Raw genomic sequence first — 16,590 nt, forward strand, 5'->3', positions numbered from 1 at the left:
GTTGCGAAAATGTTCAACATCAATCCCGCCTTCGCGGCGCGTGGCCGAAACAGGCTGGCGCCGGCGTTGCTTGCGATCATGATTTTGTCAGGCGCAAGCTCGCAGGCGCGCGCAGCCGACCATTCGTCGCCCGATCTAGGCCTGCCCGTCGACTGCCGCTTGGGCGTGGACTGCTTCGTGCAACAGATGCCCGACGTCGATCCAAGCGATCAGGCGTTGGATCCGCTCTGCGGCAACGCCACGTACCAGGGGCACGACGGCTGGGACATTCGCATCCGCACGCTCAAGGACTTCGACCGCCAAACGCCCGTGATCGCAATTGCCGACGGAACGGTCGCGCGCGTAAGGGACGGCATCCCAGACCGCATCTACGACCGGGCGCAGGACAAAGATACCGCGGGAAAGGAATGCGGTAACGGCGTTCTCGTGGAGCATTCCGGGGGACTGGCCTCGCAATACTGCCACCTCAAGGAAGGCAGCATCTTCGTGAGGCCCGGAGCGCATGTGAAGAAAGGCGAGCGCCTGGGGTCGGTCGGGGCATCCGGATTGGCCGAATTTCCGCATGTGCACCTCTCAGTCCGACGGGATGGCAAGCCGATCGAGCCCCTGACGGGCCGGCCACTTGGAATCGGTCGAGAAGCCTGCGGTGCAACCGCAGGAAGCCTTTTCGAACCGGCCGTCCGGGATGCACTTTCCGGGTCGGCCTCCGCGATCCTGCTGGTCGGGCTCACAAGCGCTCCGCCCGAGCTTGCGAACCTCGTTCGCGAAGGTGAACCAGCCGTGCCCAGGACGTCGCAAACCGTCATTGCTTGGGTCTGGGCGATCAACGTCGAGGCCGACACTGTTTTCAGAATGCGCATCGTCGACCCGGACGGAAAAACGCTGATGCACATCGAAACAAAACCTCTCGAGAGACGGAAGGCGAACTACATCGCCTATGCCGGAGGCAAGTCCGCGCAGCGAGCAGGGGAGTATGGACTGCAAATCGAAATGGTTTCGCGCGGGAAGACGATCTCATCGGCCACGCGATCGGTCCTGATCCGAGGCGAGGGGGAACGGTAGCTCGATACGCTGCGAGAACTAACCGCACTTGGAAGAGCTCCCGCCCAAAATTTCTTCGACCGCGGAATAATCCGGCGCTCGTGGTTTTTTGGTTCTATGACGCCAGGAACGCGCAATGAGCCGCTCTGCATCCACGACACAATCGGGCCGATGGCTCCCCAGAAAATTCCGGATCATGGGGATCAAGCTCGTCGCCCTCACAAATGCGTTCAGGGGCTTTGTTGGCCAGTTCGGCTTCCGGTACTGCAAGCGCAGCGAAAAGCTGCGGGGACCCATCCTTTGGCTCGGAGACCTGCACAAACGCAACGACAGGGGCCGGGGCTCCGATGCCGATCCCGCAGTTTCCGAACGTCCGAGCGACCAACGGAGCACACGCTGAAGAGCCCTCTGTCGCTTTGACCAGAAACTTGCGCAATCGTCCTATCGGGACATCCTTCCGAACGAGAGCACCGCATGCCGGGCCGATCTGCGCTCGGACAGCGAGATCCGGATGTTGCAGGGTGGGACAGCGACCGCTCGGCCGAATTCCTGCTCACGTAGGTGGGGGCGGTAGCCTATGCGAACGCGCGGCGCTGCGGCTTGCCCGCTTCTGCTGCCGGATCCCACCTCCCAGCTTGCTGCAATATCGTAGCGCTCGCAGCGGAGTTCCTGGGGCAGCGCCCTGTTTAGCGCGCCGTATCCACAGGGCCCGATTTTTTGCCGGGAGGAGCAAAAGGCTTATCTGGGCCTTGATGGTCCGGGCCTGTCATCACCTCGCTCAACCTGCCCAGCGGCGGCACCGTCACCGCTTCTGGGCTCGACGGGTCGCTGCTCGTCAACCTGACCCACCAGCAATCCACGACGGCCGGGATCCGAGAACCGGGCTAGGCCAGGTGTCAAAGTGCCGCCTCCAGATGCCTCGAAATCGACCGAGATTGACGGTCCGAGCGGTCCACTCGGTGGTACACAGCGGTGGTCACAAAATGCGACCGCTTATAGGAATCCTTGTTTTTCGGCGGTTTTCGTACCTTCGCGGCATCGGGGAAGGGAGTCCCACTCTCTCCGCTGAGGTAAAATCCAATGAGGCGACATGTTCGACGTGCGCGTAGCGACGGCAGGTGATCCGGGGCTCGCGGCCGATTACGCCCCTGTTGATGTGGATGTTCTCGAATCCGGGGCGTAGTCCGGCGGGACGGCGTGCAAGTCGCAGCGAGTCGCCAGCCAGCCGCCACTGCGGAGAACCGCCCTCTCGCGGACACGTCACAGGTGCGGGCGCTGCTGGCCTCGGCCAGGTCGATCGCCTCCTCGACCCGGGCGCTCGCTTCCGGAGACAGCCGGCCCGTCGACTAACGGCTCTCACATGCCGCCGATGTTCAGCGGCCTCGGGTTCGGCACCTCTCATGCGTTCGACACGGCGTACAAGTTCACCAAGGTGCTTAGGAAGCGGAAGAAGTCGGCCGGCTTCATGCGCGGCCTGATGCTGCAGCGGCTGTGCTCGAGTTATGCCAGCGGCCTGGCTACCGCCAAGAAGCTGCTCGCCGGCCGGTCCCTGGAGCATGAGGAGCTCGAACTCGAGCTGGGCGATGAGGGCCTGAGCCTGATCGACGAGGAGCGTCGACACCTTCACACCATCATCGACTCCTGTCACCCCATCCCACGGACCCGAAGTTCGACGCAGTCCTGTATCTCCTGGAAGAACGGCGATGGCTGGACCAGCATTTCGACACGACTAAAATGGATTGCGGAGGGCCTGAGAACTACACCAACCGCCGCGCCCGGGGCCAATGCGTTCGATTTGCGGTACGCCGGCGACGTCGTTCCGAAGGGTGAACGATGGGAGCTCTGCGAGAAGGTGTTGGCGCGCCACGACGTAAAGCAGAGGCTGTCCCGGGGCTGGGGCGAGAGGGGAGCGTGCTGAACAGGTTGCGGTATAGGAAGATGGAAGGGCTTGCCTTGCGATTCAACCCATGAGATCAGTAGGTTGAAAGCTCACGTAAACGGCGCGTCAACCCTATCCATGGCCGAACTCAACCTCGATGGCGAAGGCTGCTCCGCTTTGCGCTTGAGTTCCTCGATCGTGCGCGCCATCGACTCGATCGTTTGATCCTTTTCGGCAACGCGAAGCCTGGCAGCATCGTCGGCTTCCTGCCTGGCCTTGGCCTGGACCGCTTCAACGGACGCTTGAACGCGCTTTTCGACGGTCAAGTCCAACTCACGCTTCTCATCGTCCAACGCGCGCTGCTTGCGAATAAGTTCAGCCTGAGCCTGCTGGGCTTCGGCAAGCTTCCGGTTATTCGCCTCCAGAAGCTGGCGGAGCTCGGCAGCCTCATTAATTTTCGCTGATAGTTCCGCGGCAGAGGCTTCGCGGGCCTTCTTGGCTTCAGAAGCGACAATCCGCTCGCGTTCGGCCGTCAATCGTTTCGCGACCTGGTCCTCGATTGCCTCGCGGTCTTTGGTCAGCTGTTCGCGTTCCAGACGGAGCGCCTCGGTCTTGCGCGCGACTTCAGCATCTTTTCCCGCGAGCTGTTCCTGGAAGCGCCGGCGAGTTTCCTCGAGCAGCGGCGCGGCAAGCGACTCCGTCAGTCAAATTTCGTGATTGCAGTTCGGACAATGTAAGGTAGGCTCGTATGCGCCGATCGCGGCTGCCGCTTTGAAGTTCATCGGTTTGATCTCATTCGTCACTGAGTCGCGATTGAACCGTATTGATGTGTTGGCGCCATAGCGGAATGTGCGTCTCCACATGGGATTTCGAGATCTGGGTTTGAAGATCTGAAATCTGCAGGTGCGGATCTGCCGAATATATTCCATAATCTATGTTATGCGAAACAAAATACGTTTGTTCTTCCAATCGACTAGTCGTACGAAATTCCATAACTATGAACTAGAGATCGATCCTACCCTGCTCGTCCGCGGCGTTGTCGATCGGCGCGATCCTGATCTTTGCGCGCGACAGCCAGTTTTGCGGTCAGGTCTCGGCGTAGCCGTCCAGGCTTGTCGCTGATCGTTGCCGCGCCACTTGGAAGCTGAGACCCGGCGTCAGGCCATCGGAGCAGATGAGACGTGGATCATTCTCCTGCGTTCTTCTCGCGCGCCGCTCTTCGAATAACCTTCATTATGGAATATCCGAAGTCGATTTACTGGCGATCGGCTAGCACGATCGGCCAGCGTTTTGATTTCGGGCCGCGGGATCAGATGGAATTCTTCGCCAAACAGAACGGTGATGTAGACTAGCTTATCGCGGATGTCGCCAAGGGCCCTGGCGTCCCGGAGGCGATCGACCAGAACGACAGGCGCGATCGCCATGTCGGCGCCCGCCAAGGTAAGGACGTCGACGACGTTGCGGACGCCGCCGTTTCCAACTAGTGGCAGCACCCGCAACGCCATTTCGCCGTGTGGTCCGGTCTCCTGACCGGTGGCCAGCATGGTCGCTATTTCCTGGGCTATGGCGAATTCGGTGCTTTGCGGCATGCCGGTAACCAATCCGGCCGTGTAGCGGCTCTTCGATACCGTCACCCCCTTATCGCCGCCGGCGCTCTGCTTGCGCGGAGGCGCCTTCGCGGGCTCGGCCAGAGACGTCTGCGCCGCGCATCGATCGACCAGTTCGCCGATCCAAGCCGTTGCGATCACTGCGGTAAACAGGCCGATCCGAATCGCTCTGCAGACGCTCATTGCTGTAAAACCTGTTCGGTCCGGATCAGCCCCCTTCTCCGCCGTGGGCGGCGCCGTGCCGTCACCTCGATCAACAGGCAATTCCGCCAGAGCGTGACGGACGGAATGGATTCGTCTTGTCCCTCAAACGCATCCAAACCACGGCAGTTCCTGCACTCGCAGGCGGCGTGCGCAAGGCGCGGGCCGAGGCCTACGCGACTACCCCGAGAGTCAGATGATGATGATGTTCGGTTGGACCGATCCGAGATGCCGGCGCGTCAGATCGCGCAGGCAAACCGGGAAAAGCTCGGCACGAAACAAGAGTGTTTTCTGCTTATGGGCGACGCGAAAAAGTCGCGACGATGGCCGAGAATAGAAGGTCTTTGGTGCGTCCGGAGGGCGGTCGCATTTCTCGCGATTTCAATGACTTGCCGAGATGGGTAAAGAAACTAGGTGCATTTCCTGCCTATAAGTGACTTTCAACGCGGAGCCCAAGCTGGCACCAAGTCGGGCGTGGCTCCCTTCCCTAAGCGCCAGCGGCATAGAGCCCTGCCCTCCGAAGGCAAAGGTCACACGTTCGAATCGTGTCGGGCGCGCCAGCTTTTCTTTGTTTTACAACGCGATATGCAGACTCATCCTGAGTCTTCAGTTCTGTTTCATTCGCGTGAGTAAGCAATTGGGAGAAAATTTCTGCACGCCCTTGAATTGGCGCTCGCAATGTAGGTCGGTCCAGTCCATCGAGAGGAAGTTGTTCGGACTAGACTAGGCCGAGTTTGCAGGAGCTAGCGAAATCTAACATCCACGACGACCGCTTCGTAGCGGGTTCAACTGATCGCTGCAACACATTCTGCGAACTTCTCAGCCGGCGTCTGATAGAGCAAGGTCTTTCTCGGCCTTTCATTGAGCTGCCTCGCGATGGCACTGAGCTTGGCTTGGCTGTGCAAAGACAGATCGGTGCCGCGCGGAAGATACTGGCGCAGTAATCTGTTGGTGTTTTCGTTTGAGCCGCGCTGCCAGGGAGACCGAGGGTCACAAAAATAGATCTCGACCTCGGTGGCCAATGTCAGGCGCTGATGGTCGGCAAGCTCTTTGCCTCTGTCCCAGGTCAACGACCGATAAAGCTCGCCAGGCAATCGCTGCGATTGCTTGATCAGCGCCGAGACGACGCTTTCGGTGTCCTTGTTAGCAACCTTGACCAGCATCACGTAGCGAGAATGGCGTTCGACAAGCGTTGCAATATAGCTATTTCTCGACCCACCGATCAGATCGCCTTCCCAATGGCCGGGGACCGCGCGATCCTCGATCGACGGCGGTCGTTCACTGATGGATACGGCGTTCTTGATCTGGCCGAGCCCGTTCCGCTTCATGCTGGCGTGCCGGGATCGACGGACCGTGCGCCTCGCCCTCAGGTGCTCAAGAAGCTCCTTTTTCAGCACGCCGCGCGCCTGAATGAAAAGGCTGCGATAGATCGTCTCGTGTGACACCTGCTTTTGAGGCTCCACCGGATATGTGCGTTTTAGCCAGCCGGCAATCTGCTCCGGTGACCACTGCCGCCGCAGCAAGGTCGATACTGTCCGCCTCAGGAACGGACGGCAAGCCAGCTTGCAAAGCTTTGGACGCCGCGCCCGATCCCAAGCGGCCTGACCCGGCCGCGCGATAGCGATCCGCCCCGCCATTGCGCTGGACCTCACGGCTGATGGTGGACGGAGATCGCCCCAAGTGGCGCGCGATCGACCGCAACGAGCAGCGCATGCTGAGCCATCGAGAGATCTCTTCTCGTTCAGAAAGGCTGAGCGCCTGTTTGGCTCGGCACCTATCCGGAGGGCGGATGCCACCCGTTGGCGAGATCACGGAGAAGACAGAAGAGGACTCCCGGTCAAACCGGCGCCCGATCGAACTCATTGGCTCGCCGGCTTGCCAGCGATCCCAGATTTCGGACCGCTGAGCGGCCGAGTAATAAATGCGACGCCGCTGTTTCATGTCCACACTCCATCTTTGCTAGAAGATTAGAGTGTTGCGCCGACCAATTGAGCCCGCCGCCAGAAGTGGTCACTCGGTCTTGAAATGGTCCGCAAGCCTGATCTTGAAAGATTTCTCCGCTGTTGAGCGGCGGTGGGGACAGGATGTTTGCGCCGCTGTTGCCGGTGCCGGTCAGGTGCGCCTTTCTGCGTCTTAAACGTCCGCGCCGATTCCGTGGCGGGCTTGAGAGTGCCTACCCGCTGAGAACGACGGCGGTTCCGTTCGCGAGTATCGCCCGGCGGTCGTGAATCAAGTTTTCCAATCGGTGCGCCGCGACATTCAAGGTGGTGGCATCTACCGCATTCTCGCCTCCTTTAGGGGCGCACGTATTTCGCTGGCATCAGGCGGGCGTCGTGGCCAAGCATTTGGAGCCTGCGACTGAGGTGATGTGCGGCGACGCCGGCTTCCATACCGATCAAGCACGGCGGCAGGTTGGCGAGCCGCGTCCCTTGGCTGCTTTTTCACCAAGGTCAGCGCCAACGTGATATTCCGCTCCACTGTGAGATGCGGGAATAGGTTGTAGCCTTGAAAAAACCATGCCGACATCGTGGCGCAAGTGCGCCTGTGCGGCCTTGCCGGGTCGGCCGACTTCGTGTCCGCAAATTTCGATCTTGCCGGCCTGGATCGTCTCGAGTCCTGCGATGCAACGCAGCAGCGTGCTCTTGCCGGATCCGCTCCGGCCGATGATGGCCACGGTCAGGCCACGCGACAGGTCGAGTGTCACGCCGTCCAGAACGCGCGCAGGCCGCGCCAGCCACTAGCGCCACCGTCGTGCAGGGCTATTTATCGGCCGACAACCGTTCGCGCCCGTGCGCCGCGCGAAAATCACGCAGAGGGCCAGCCGGAACGATACCCGTGGGATTTATGGTGCGGTGGCTCTGATAGTAGTGACGCTTGATATGCTCACAATTCACAGTCGGTGCGATGCCTGGCCATTGATAAATATCGCGGAGGTACCCGGAGAGATTGAGATAGTCTGCTACAGACCGAATGTTGCACTTGAAATGACCAAGATAGACGGCGTCAAACCTGATCAGCGTTACGAAGAGTCGGATGTCCGCCTCGGTCAAACGAGCGCCGAAAAGGAAGCGGCTATCCGCTAAACGCTCTTCGAGCCAATCCAATGTCTCGAACAGCGGAACAACGGCTTCGTCATAGGCAGCTTGCGTGGTCGCCAATCCGGCCTTGTAGACACCATTGTTGAGGGTGTCATAAACTCTGGCGTTCACTGCATCGATCTCTTTCCGAAGCTGACTTGGATAGAAGTCGCCCGGTCTCGCACCGAGGCGATCGAACGCTGAGTTCATCATGCGAATGATTTCGGACGATTCGTTGCTGACGACAGTGCCTCGTTGCTTGTCCCAGAGCACTGGCACAGTCGCTGTACCGGTATAGTACCTGTTGGCCATCGTGTAGATCTGATGCAGAAATTTTGCCCCGTTCACATAGTCCGGTATCACTCCCGGACCCTCTACGAAGCTCCAGCCGCGCTCGGCCATCAGCCAATGCACGACAGATACGGAGATCTTGCCTTCAAGGCCTTTGAGCACTCGCATGATCAGTGTCCGATGGGCCCAAGGACAAGCAAGGCTGACGTAGAGGTGATATCGACCGGCCTCGGCCGTGAATCCGCCGACACCGCTCGGGCCGGGACTTCCGTCGGCGGTAATCCAGTTGCGGAAGGCCGCGTCTTTCCGAATAAAGAAGCCGCCGGTCGCGTCGGTGTCATACCAAGCGTCGCGCCATTCACCCTCGACCAACAACCCCATACCGTCCTCCTAGTGTGATCAGCTCGCGGGTTCATCTCTTGTAAGAACGAGAGACAGGAGCTTTATTGCTGGCGCGGCCAGAAGGACCAGTGGTGACATCGCAGCCCGCGATGCCAACCAAATCCAAAGGAAATGACCCGTCGACAGAGATGAAATGCTCGCAGCGCAGCAGCGATGAGGGACGTCATTCCCGACTGGACGACCCCAAACACATAATGGCTATGACGCTGCGAGATGGGAAACATCACGTCCTCGATCCTTCCAGATCGAAATGCCAAGGGTATCGCTAGACGGTACTCTGGCTCAAGTCACCGGTTGGACCGGGAAAGCCAAGAGCAGCCGTCCAACGACTCTACGTCAGCCAGACTGTGTTCTCGCAACCCTTCCGAAGCATCTTTGAGTAGGGACATACCCGCTCGGTCTCCTTGATCGACTCGTGAGCAATCGAGTGATCAGCGCCAGGAAGGCTAACCTCCGTATCGACCCTGAGCAGAAACAACCCATCTGCGGGATCCCTGCCGAACGTTACGCTCACTTGGATGGAAGACTCTCGTATGGAGATCTTGCTCTTTGAAGCAATCAAATTGAGCGCTCCATGAAAGCAGGCGGCAAAGCCCGCGGCAAGGAGTTGCTCGGGATTGGTTCCGCCACCGGTCCCGCCTAGTTCTTTGGGAAGGCGAAGATCAACACACAGCGCGCCATCATCGGACTTGGCTATACCCGAAGCACGTCCGTGGCGCGCGTCACCACCTGTCAAGGCAACTCTGGCCGTATACAGCGGGAAAACGCTGTCACCGGTGTATTTATCAAGAAGACTGATCGGCGGCGCTTGAATCGGGCTCATGTCACTTATTCCCATCGCTAAATACGGTTTTGGTCGCGAGAGCGGCCTCTTGGCGCAAGACAGGTCCAAATCCTACCGCTTCCTGAAGCGTTCGATGCGCACGCCGGGCGGATGACCAGGCCAATTGATTACGCCATTTTGAATCGCCGGCGACGCAAAAAGTCTTTCCGCGTATTCGGACACTCTTGAGCGTTCCTTCCACATCCAATCGTAACCAAGATAGAGAAGCCGAAACAGACTTACGCCCCAGAAAATATCAGCCAGGGAAAAGCAATCCGGAATCAACCACTCGTCCTTGCTCTCGGCCAATCGTTGGTCCAATTGCGCGATAGTGCTGCCAGTTGACTCGATGATGCCGCGCATATTCGACGGTTGCGATATAAATGCACGCCCTGCTTCCTCCTTTACGATCTTGTGCCTGTACGCCTCGCGAAGAACGGATTCAACAGGCAAGTGCTCCAAACGTTTGCGGACCAGTTCAATCTTCTTGTTATGCGCATCCAGCATTCCCGCGCGGATCTCTGCAGGTCGGTCGTCGCCGTCCGGATTTGCGCCGTAGAACAGGCCAGCATGTGGTATTGCGTCGACAATTGCTATTTCATTCCAAACCCTGTTCTGCCACTGCAGCGGGACCAGCGCCCCTCCGCTCAAGATGTCGAGATACGCGGCGATCAAGCGTGAGTCCGCAACGACCTTTCCCTTTTTATGATCAACGAGCGTGGGCACCGCCAGCGGGTCAAAGCCCTCGTTCTCGACGCTCGAACTCCCAGAATAGCCCTTCACGAATGATCGGCTACGCGCAATCGCGGACGTCATCCGAAGCTTCACATATTCCGCCGAATAGTTCTCGCTGAACGGTGGCATGATGATCAGTTTCGCTGCTGGCAAATGGGGCGCCAATCTGGAATAGGGCCCCGCGGATCTTCTGAGAGCAGATCGACATGGTGAAGTGAAACAGCTCGAGGCGTGGGCTCGGTGACTGCCAGTCTCTCGGCTTTGGATATGCGCTACCGCTCGAGACGATGGCCCTCCGCTCAGAATCCCCGATTGCAGTGTTCCTCGCTTGCTCGGCCAAGGTACTGGCCGACGTTCCGACATCAGTGGTCATCGCGCTTCCTGAATGTTCGAGCCTTGCCCATGCATTTGTGTAGCCAAATTAGCCACGGACTGCCCGACCTGAAGCCGTCTTTTTTCGAACTATGCGTTCAAAGTGTCGGACGATGCTTTCGCTGAACAAGAAGGGGATCATCGCGGTGATCGTTCCAGTTTGTGGAACGATGCGTTCGACAACGCGCAGCTTCTCGCCCTGCCCGCGCTGCATTTACGTCTGGGGGTTCATCAGCTGCGAAGTCAATTTCGGCGGCCGATTTCTTAACAACTCTGGAGCAAAGACATGACCTGTCTCTTGGTAATTGAAGCCAGCCCACGCTTTGAACATTCGACTTCCCGCGCGTTGACCGCCCAGTTTGTCGAGAAATGGACCCGCCTACATCCGGATGCTTCCATTCGCACTCGCGACCTTGCGCGATCGAATCTACAGTTCGTCGACCTTCCGTGGATTGGCGCTGCATTTACCCCACCCGACACGCATTCGCCCGACGTCGCTGCGGTCTTGACGACCTCCGACACCCTCATCGAAGAACTAAAGGCTGCTGATCACATCGTGATCGGCACACCAATGTACAATTTCTCGATTCCGGCACTCCTCAAAGCTTACATCGATCAGATCGTGCGTGTCGGCGTTACAGTCTCAACCACCTATGAAGGCATGCTGAAGGGCAAACAAGCGACCGTGATCCTTACCACCGGCGGCGACTTCTCTCCTGGAGCTCCGTTCGCTTCAGCCAACGTGGCAAGCTCCTATCTGAAGCAGATACTTGGGTTTGTCGGCATTACCGACGTCAACATTGTTCTGGCAGTCAAGACTCTCACTGTCGATCAAGGCGAAACAACGCTCGCGGATTTTGCCAAGCGGCTCGAGACCGAAATATCCGCGGCCGCAGCATAGCTGAGGGGAGTGCGGATCATTTGGAATCTCCGAACGCTCTTGGATCGCACTTTTCCGAGATGGACCCGATGTCTTGGGATGCTGACTTTCCGCCAGCATCGGTGCAAACCAGGACGCTCTCTCCGCCTTCGCACCTCGAGCTACGCGCATCAAGCGCGTCAAGCCAGTAACGCCCAGTAGCTTCAGAGTTCTAACCAGTAACGACACTTTTGCAAGATGGAGGACCAACACAATGAGCGTCCAGATCACCGAGAAAGACAGATTTGAACAAACACCGTATAGCATGTGGCTGCAGACAGAATCTCTGCATGCACTCCAACGGACGGTGAGCGATCATCCGGGAGAGTACTCATTCATCGTCAACTGTCAGGTAATGGAGCTCTACTGGGCGCTCATTGTCCGTGAACTTCAGGCTGCTCAAAACAGCCTGAGACAGAATGATCTTGCAAAGGCCCAGCAAGCATTGCGGAGGGTAGTCGACGCGCATGAACCACTAAACGCCACGTGGCGTTCCCTGTCATGGATTACTCCGTCCGACCTGCTTCCGATGCTTGGCGCGGCCGGAGCCACATTTGGCCGCGACACCGCGCTGCAAGGCTGGACTTACAGGCACATGGTCTATCTGTTTGGGATCAAGCAACGGGAGCATTTGGAACACTTTAAGCCGCAGCCGCGCAGATGGCAGCAGCTGAACGAGGCCCTTAGCGCGCCGAGCGTCTACGACGACGTGCTGGCCTTCCTGCATCGTGAACGGCTCCCCGTTCCCCAGGCTCAGTTCGAGCGTGACTTCGCTCAACCTTACAAACCTAGTCACGAGGTCGAAAGCGCTTGGAAGATCGGGTACGACGAGCGACCTGAGATTAAGAACCTGGGCGAGACGCTTGCCGATATTGCCGAGGAGTTCACAACCTGGAAATATCGCCACCTGATGCTGACCCGACGCACCCTGGGATCTCGCAATGCCTATTTCGGCACGTCTGGAATTGAGTGGTTGACGCCAACTCTCGAGGAGATCCCATTCCCAGAACTCTTTTCTGCCAGGACGTTTATGGGCGATCCTCCGACGGGCTGCCCCGTGGGCAAAGCCAAGGAGTGACCTTTCGCGATCGCATGAGTTGGGGGCGGCTACGGTGGCGCTTCCCTTCAAGCCCCCTCCCCCCGGGCGCGGCGTTCCTGCATTTGCTTTTCGCTTTCGTGCACAGGATCAATAACAGGTACGGAGTGAGAGAATGCTTAGTTGGGCGCGCCAAATCAAGGCTGGGCGTTGACCGATTGGATGGCAGCAGCTTCAGCTGGCTGTTGCAGCCGGCGTCGGCGTCCCAACCATCCGCCGGATTGAGAGAATGACAGGCGCCATCAATGCTCACGACGCGCGCTGGAGGAGGCTGGAGTTGAATTCATTGGAGAGCCCAAGCCCGGTGTGTGTTTTCGACCCAAGTAGATGAACATCGCTCCGCTGGTCGCGCCGAAACATCGATCGCCCGCCACCTTACGCGGTCAATCGATTTTAACTGGCTGTACGGCCGTATTCGAGCTGGATGGCGAGTTCCTGAAGCTGTACGGCAGCATTGACGACATCGTGATCCCTTCCGCTGCGGCCCACGATCTGCAGGCCGGCGGGTAGAGCATCAGCCCTTCTTGGCAATGGCAAAGTCGCTGCGGGATACCCAACAAGATTGAAAGGCGCCGTATAGGTCATTAGCGCCTTACGGACGTCACCGCTCCACGCCCCAATCCGAACATCGTCCGCTCCAATCAGGGGCGCAGGACATGGGCACGTAGGCAACAGGAGAAGCTCGATTTGTTCAAAAAGGGAAGCAATCCTCGATGAAAATCTGTGCCTTGCCTCTTGGGCCCTTGCGAAATCATCGATGCTGAGCCCGCGCGCGCGCTCAAGTCTGGCAGCTGTCTCCCTACCGTAGCTTTCGCCGATTAGCTTCGAGGGGCTGCGTGAAAAATGGATCATACCTCCCTCTGCCAGCACCAGGTTGGCAAAAATGGAATAGGCCTCGTCGAGGCGTGTCTTGACCTCTACAATGTTGTGATCACGCCGCAACATCTCAATGAGCGCTGAAAAGTCATTCGCAATGCACGGGTCCACCGGAACATCGCTTGGCACCTCAAGGATGCCAATCGTTCGCTTCACCTTGGCGTTGCGCCAGGAATCATCCTGCGACACGTTCATGCCTAAAGCGCGGGCCAGAATGATGAGATCTTCGGCCTTTTGGCAAATGAGACCTACATGATCAAGCGTGGGAGCGAGTGGGAACACTCCCTCGGTCGGCAGAACGCCGTACGTTGGCTTTAACCCCACCACGCCGCAAAGTGCGGCCGGAATTCGAACGGAGCCTCCGGTATCCGTGCCGATACTCGCCGGAACCACGCCGTAAGCAACCGCAACGGCCGATCCTCCGCTTGATCCCCCTGGAACTCGCGTCAGATCGGCCGGATTGAGCGTATTGCCAAACGCGTCGCTCGATGTGGTGACGCCCCAGGCAAATTCGTGTGTGGTTGTCTTGCCAAGAATGATCGCGCCGGCGTGCCGCAAACGACGGACCACCGTTGCGTCTGCTCTCGGCACGTTACCGATGTAGGCGGCCGATCCATAGCGCGTCTCGATACCAGCGGTATCGATGACGTCCTTTACGACGATCGGGACACCCTCGAGATCTCTTGCCAATCCGCTCGCGTATCGCTGGTCGCTCTCGCCTGCGAGAGACACCGCGTTTTCATCAATAGCCGCAAAGGCATTCAACTCGGCTGCGCAACGCTTTGCCTTGTCAAGCGCCACCCGAACGAGTTGGCACGATGTCGTTGCGCCCGACTTAAGTCCGTCGAGCATCTCTGCGATGGATGGCGATGTCATCCGCGGTTACCATAAGCTTCTTAGCAGGGTATCCAGCTTGCTATCAGCGTCATCTCCAAGATCGGACACCTCTCCCTCGTAGTTTGTTCGCAACAGATCCGCGATCTCGGGAAGGGTAGAGAGCCCTATCTCAAATGACCTTAGCCGATTTGGAAGTCCAAGGTGCGACACGAGGTTCTCTATTCTCGCAGCAAGCGCCGGCCCCGGATTGACCTCTCCAGGCGCATTGAACACCTTAAGCTTATGGCCATACCGCGCATCACAACTTCGGATGACCGGTGCGAGCGTTATGCAGGAGGTGACGCTGTGAGGAAATCCAAACGTTCCACCCAGGATGTGCCCGATCCGATGACTGAGCCCGTAGATGACGGATGCCGGATAGAAATAGCATTGCCACGCGGCCAGTTGAAGCTGAAGCAAATCGCCCAGATGAACCGCACCGCTTTGAACGGCTTCGTCGGTCTCCAGATCGGCTGGCCAACGTTGCAGTACGTCAAAGAACTTGTTCGCCCCGGCGGCAGCCATGATTGAGTGGGGATGGTCGAGATCGACCTGTCGCATGCCCTCGATGGCGTGGTCGAGCCCTTTGATAGCGGACGATAAAAGCAACGCGCGGGGTGTGTTGATAAGCAGACTGGGATCCATCAGTACGATCTTCGGGACAGCAGCGCGCTCAGCGTAACTTCGCTTGAACGGTCGTGGCCCCGACGTCTCCGTGACACCGAAATAGTGAGAGAACTCGGATCCGGAGAGCGTGGTCGGCAGTGCGACAATCGGCAGATGGCGGCCCTGGCGAAGCGAATGAAAATGAGAAACGGCTTTGGCGGCATCCAGAACCGAACCGCCGCCGTAGGCGACTATTGATCGGGCGCCCGCCAGGATGCACCGGTCGAGCGCACTCTCGATCGCAGTATCGGGCGCATGAGGCGGAAAATCGGAGAGGATACCGGAGACGTCGCGAAGGTGCGGAAGAATGACGCGATCGGCAGAGCGCAGCAGCGGCTCAACCGTAAAAATCATGGGCCGCTCAAGGCCCTCTTCAGCCAGCTGCCGAAGGGCCGCATCGACGACTCCCGGTCCCCACCGCAGGGTTTCCTGCGGTAAGCACTGCAGGACCCCCCCGTTGATTGCGCGCTCGGAGCGAAGCTGGGCTGACTTCAGCACGGTGCCGGCCCCTTTAATTCTGAGGAAGCGGCACAGGAGCTGGGCGCAATGCTATGTTGCGCTCTATCTCAATGCGACGATCTTCCAAATCCGGCGCCAAACAGAGCTTGGTCCCGAGTTCCTCGACGGGTTCATCGATCGTCAGTTGCGTCGGCGTAGAAAGAGCGCAAATGTGCCCATCAGGATCTCGGAAGTAGAACAGTTTGCTGTAGAGACAGTCATAAACGTCCGAGACCTTCACGTCAGCCCGTTTTAGGCGCTCGTGCTCATGAGCAATGGCTGCTTCGTTCTCCACTTCTAGAGAAAAGTGATGCGATAAGCCCGTGCCTAGATGTCCCACGGCGTATCCAGGTAGCCCAAAGAAGGTCAAGACCGAGCCAGGCGAGAGATCATCGTCGCATGCGTAGTAGTAATGCGTGCCTCCGCGCTCATCCAAATAGTCGGTCTTTTTGATCAATCGAAGTCCGACCGTTTCGACGAAGAACTTTTCGGTCCGCTCGGCGTTCGACGAGATCGACGTGATGTGGTGGAAACCACGCAGCGCAAAGTCATCAGTGACCGACGGGACCGGACGCGGCCAGGTCTCGGCTGCCGTTAGCACCTCGTCGCGACCGCCAATCAGGTTCTCCTTCGGCTGAGACCGGAACCCAGACCCAAGAATAGTTTCATCGTGCCCGAACCCGGGTTCGCTGGTCGCGATTTCGATGATGGCACCATCGGGATCACGGAGGTAGATCGCGTGAAAGTAGTTACGGTTGTAGGGCCCCGTAACGTGAATACCCAGGTCGGTAAGTCTCCGCTTCCACTTCAAGAGACCGTTTCTTGTTGGAACATGAAGCGCCAAATGATGGTTCGTACCGGCCCCCCAACGCCCCTTTGGGTCTCCGACCCGCGGCGACGTAACTCCGGCGGCTGCCGTTTTTGAATCCACGAATCCGGCTTGCGGCATCATATAGAAAATTGGATTCCACTCGATGTAACTGATGGTGTGACCACGCTTCCGCTCGCCCTTGAATGCATTGAACCCGAAGGAAACGACCGGCAATCGCGGATCCAAATGATGGACGGTCCGCTTCACGACCGGCAGACCTAGAAGCGTCGAATAGAAGTGCTCAATTCTGCCGAGATTTGCGGCGACGAACACTTGGTTGTTGACGCCGCCGATAGTCATTTTGTTCATCGTAACCCTCGCGATTATGAGCCGCTGAAGCGGCGTCTCCATCCATCGCGA

General features: G+C 58.4%; 13 protein-coding genes, 1 tRNA gene and 2 pseudogenes. 5 read left to right on the forward strand and 11 right to left on the reverse strand.

Annotated features, from left to right (window positions below; translation table 11 throughout):
* The first annotated feature begins 9 nt into the window (after positions 1-9).
* Positions 10-1,062: a M23 family metallopeptidase gene (locus ABIB06_RS09885; protein ID WP_354049431.1), complete on the forward strand. Its 1,053-nt coding sequence runs from the start codon at positions 10-12 to the stop codon at positions 1,060-1,062.
* A 1,339-nt stretch (positions 1,063-2,401) separates the two neighbouring features.
* Positions 2,402-2,959, forward strand: a complete 558-nt coding sequence (locus ABIB06_RS09890; protein ID WP_354049432.1) for a hypothetical protein — start codon at positions 2,402-2,404, stop codon at positions 2,957-2,959.
* 71 nt (positions 2,960-3,030) lie between these two features.
* On the opposite strand, the gene ABIB06_RS09895 is transcribed toward ABIB06_RS09890, so the two are convergent.
* Both ABIB06_RS09895 and ABIB06_RS09900 read right to left on the reverse strand, forming a co-directional pair.
* Positions 3,031-3,456, reverse strand: a complete 426-nt coding sequence (locus ABIB06_RS09895; protein WP_354049433.1) for a hypothetical protein — start codon at positions 3,454-3,456, stop codon at positions 3,031-3,033.
* A 621-nt stretch (positions 3,457-4,077) separates the two neighbouring features.
* Complete coding sequence (locus ABIB06_RS09900; RefSeq protein ID WP_354069945.1) at positions 4,078-4,710, reverse strand: TAXI family TRAP transporter solute-binding subunit; 633 nt, start codon at positions 4,708-4,710, stop codon at positions 4,078-4,080.
* A 490-nt stretch (positions 4,711-5,200) separates the two neighbouring features.
* Here ABIB06_RS09900 and ABIB06_RS09905 point away from each other — a divergent pair.
* Positions 5,201-5,288: transfer RNA gene (locus ABIB06_RS09905), tRNA-Arg, on the forward strand.
* A 225-nt stretch (positions 5,289-5,513) separates the two neighbouring features.
* Here the strand turns inward: ABIB06_RS09905 and ABIB06_RS09910 are convergent.
* The 6 genes and pseudogenes from ABIB06_RS09910 to ABIB06_RS09935 form a co-directional block, all read right to left on the reverse strand.
* Positions 5,514-6,669: pseudogene (locus ABIB06_RS09910) on the reverse strand (IS30 family transposase).
* Between the two features lie 356 nt (positions 6,670-7,025).
* Positions 7,026-7,148, reverse strand: a pseudogene (locus tag ABIB06_RS09915) (IS110 family transposase); the annotation flags it as partial.
* On the reverse strand, positions 7,124-7,432 hold the full coding sequence (locus ABIB06_RS09920; RefSeq protein WP_502917762.1) for an ATP-binding cassette domain-containing protein: 309 nt from the start codon (positions 7,430-7,432) through the stop codon (positions 7,124-7,126). The pseudogene ABIB06_RS09915 and the gene ABIB06_RS09920, both read right to left, overlap by 25 nt.
* Before the next feature lie 55 nt (positions 7,433-7,487).
* On the reverse strand, positions 7,488-8,477 hold the full coding sequence (locus ABIB06_RS09925) for a glutathione S-transferase family protein (RefSeq protein WP_354049435.1): 990 nt from the start codon (positions 8,475-8,477) through the stop codon (positions 7,488-7,490).
* A gap of 352 nt (positions 8,478-8,829) precedes the next feature.
* The gene (locus ABIB06_RS09930) at positions 8,830-9,321 is read right to left on the reverse strand and encodes an Ohr family peroxiredoxin (RefSeq protein ID WP_354049436.1); all 492 of its coding nucleotides are present in this window, start codon (positions 9,319-9,321) and stop codon (positions 8,830-8,832) included.
* A gap of 72 nt (positions 9,322-9,393) precedes the next feature.
* Positions 9,394-10,209, reverse strand: coding sequence for a glutathione S-transferase family protein (locus ABIB06_RS09935; RefSeq protein ID WP_354069943.1), 816 nt, complete (start codon positions 10,207-10,209; stop codon positions 9,394-9,396).
* Positions 10,210-10,714: 505 nt separating this feature from the next.
* On the opposite strand from ABIB06_RS09935, the gene ABIB06_RS09940 reads away from it, so the two are divergent.
* Both ABIB06_RS09940 and ABIB06_RS09945 read left to right on the forward strand, forming a co-directional pair.
* Positions 10,715-11,329: an FMN-dependent NADH-azoreductase gene (locus ABIB06_RS09940; RefSeq protein WP_354049437.1), complete on the forward strand. Its 615-nt coding sequence runs from the start codon at positions 10,715-10,717 to the stop codon at positions 11,327-11,329.
* Positions 11,330-11,561: 232 nt separating this feature from the next.
* Positions 11,562-12,425 carry a tryptophan 2,3-dioxygenase gene (locus tag ABIB06_RS09945; RefSeq protein WP_247309651.1) on the forward strand — a complete coding sequence of 288 codons (864 nt, stop codon included), beginning with the start codon at positions 11,562-11,564 and terminating at the stop codon, positions 12,423-12,425.
* A gap of 411 nt (positions 12,426-12,836) precedes the next feature.
* Here the strand turns inward: ABIB06_RS09945 and ABIB06_RS09950 are convergent, their stop codons facing one another.
* Genes ABIB06_RS09950 through ABIB06_RS09960 form a run of 3 tightly spaced genes read right to left on the reverse strand, consistent with a single transcriptional unit; the run spans position 12,837 to position 16,539 of the window.
* On the reverse strand, positions 12,837-14,195 hold the full coding sequence (locus ABIB06_RS09950; RefSeq protein ID WP_354049438.1) for an amidase: 1,359 nt from the start codon (positions 14,193-14,195) through the stop codon (positions 12,837-12,839).
* A gap of 6 nt (positions 14,196-14,201) precedes the next feature.
* Entirely contained in the window at positions 14,202-15,359 is a 1,158-nt protein-coding gene (locus tag ABIB06_RS09955) for an iron-containing alcohol dehydrogenase (protein WP_354049439.1), read from the reverse strand.
* 13 nt (positions 15,360-15,372) lie between these two features.
* Positions 15,373-16,539 carry a VOC family protein gene (locus ABIB06_RS09960; RefSeq protein ID WP_247309647.1) on the reverse strand — a complete coding sequence of 389 codons (1,167 nt, stop codon included), beginning with the start codon at positions 16,537-16,539 and terminating at the stop codon, positions 15,373-15,375.
* Between the last annotated feature and the right edge of the window lie 51 nt (positions 16,540-16,590).

The organism is Bradyrhizobium sp. LB8.2 (assembly GCF_040548035.1).
GTDB lineage: Bacteria > Pseudomonadota > Alphaproteobacteria > Rhizobiales > Xanthobacteraceae > Bradyrhizobium.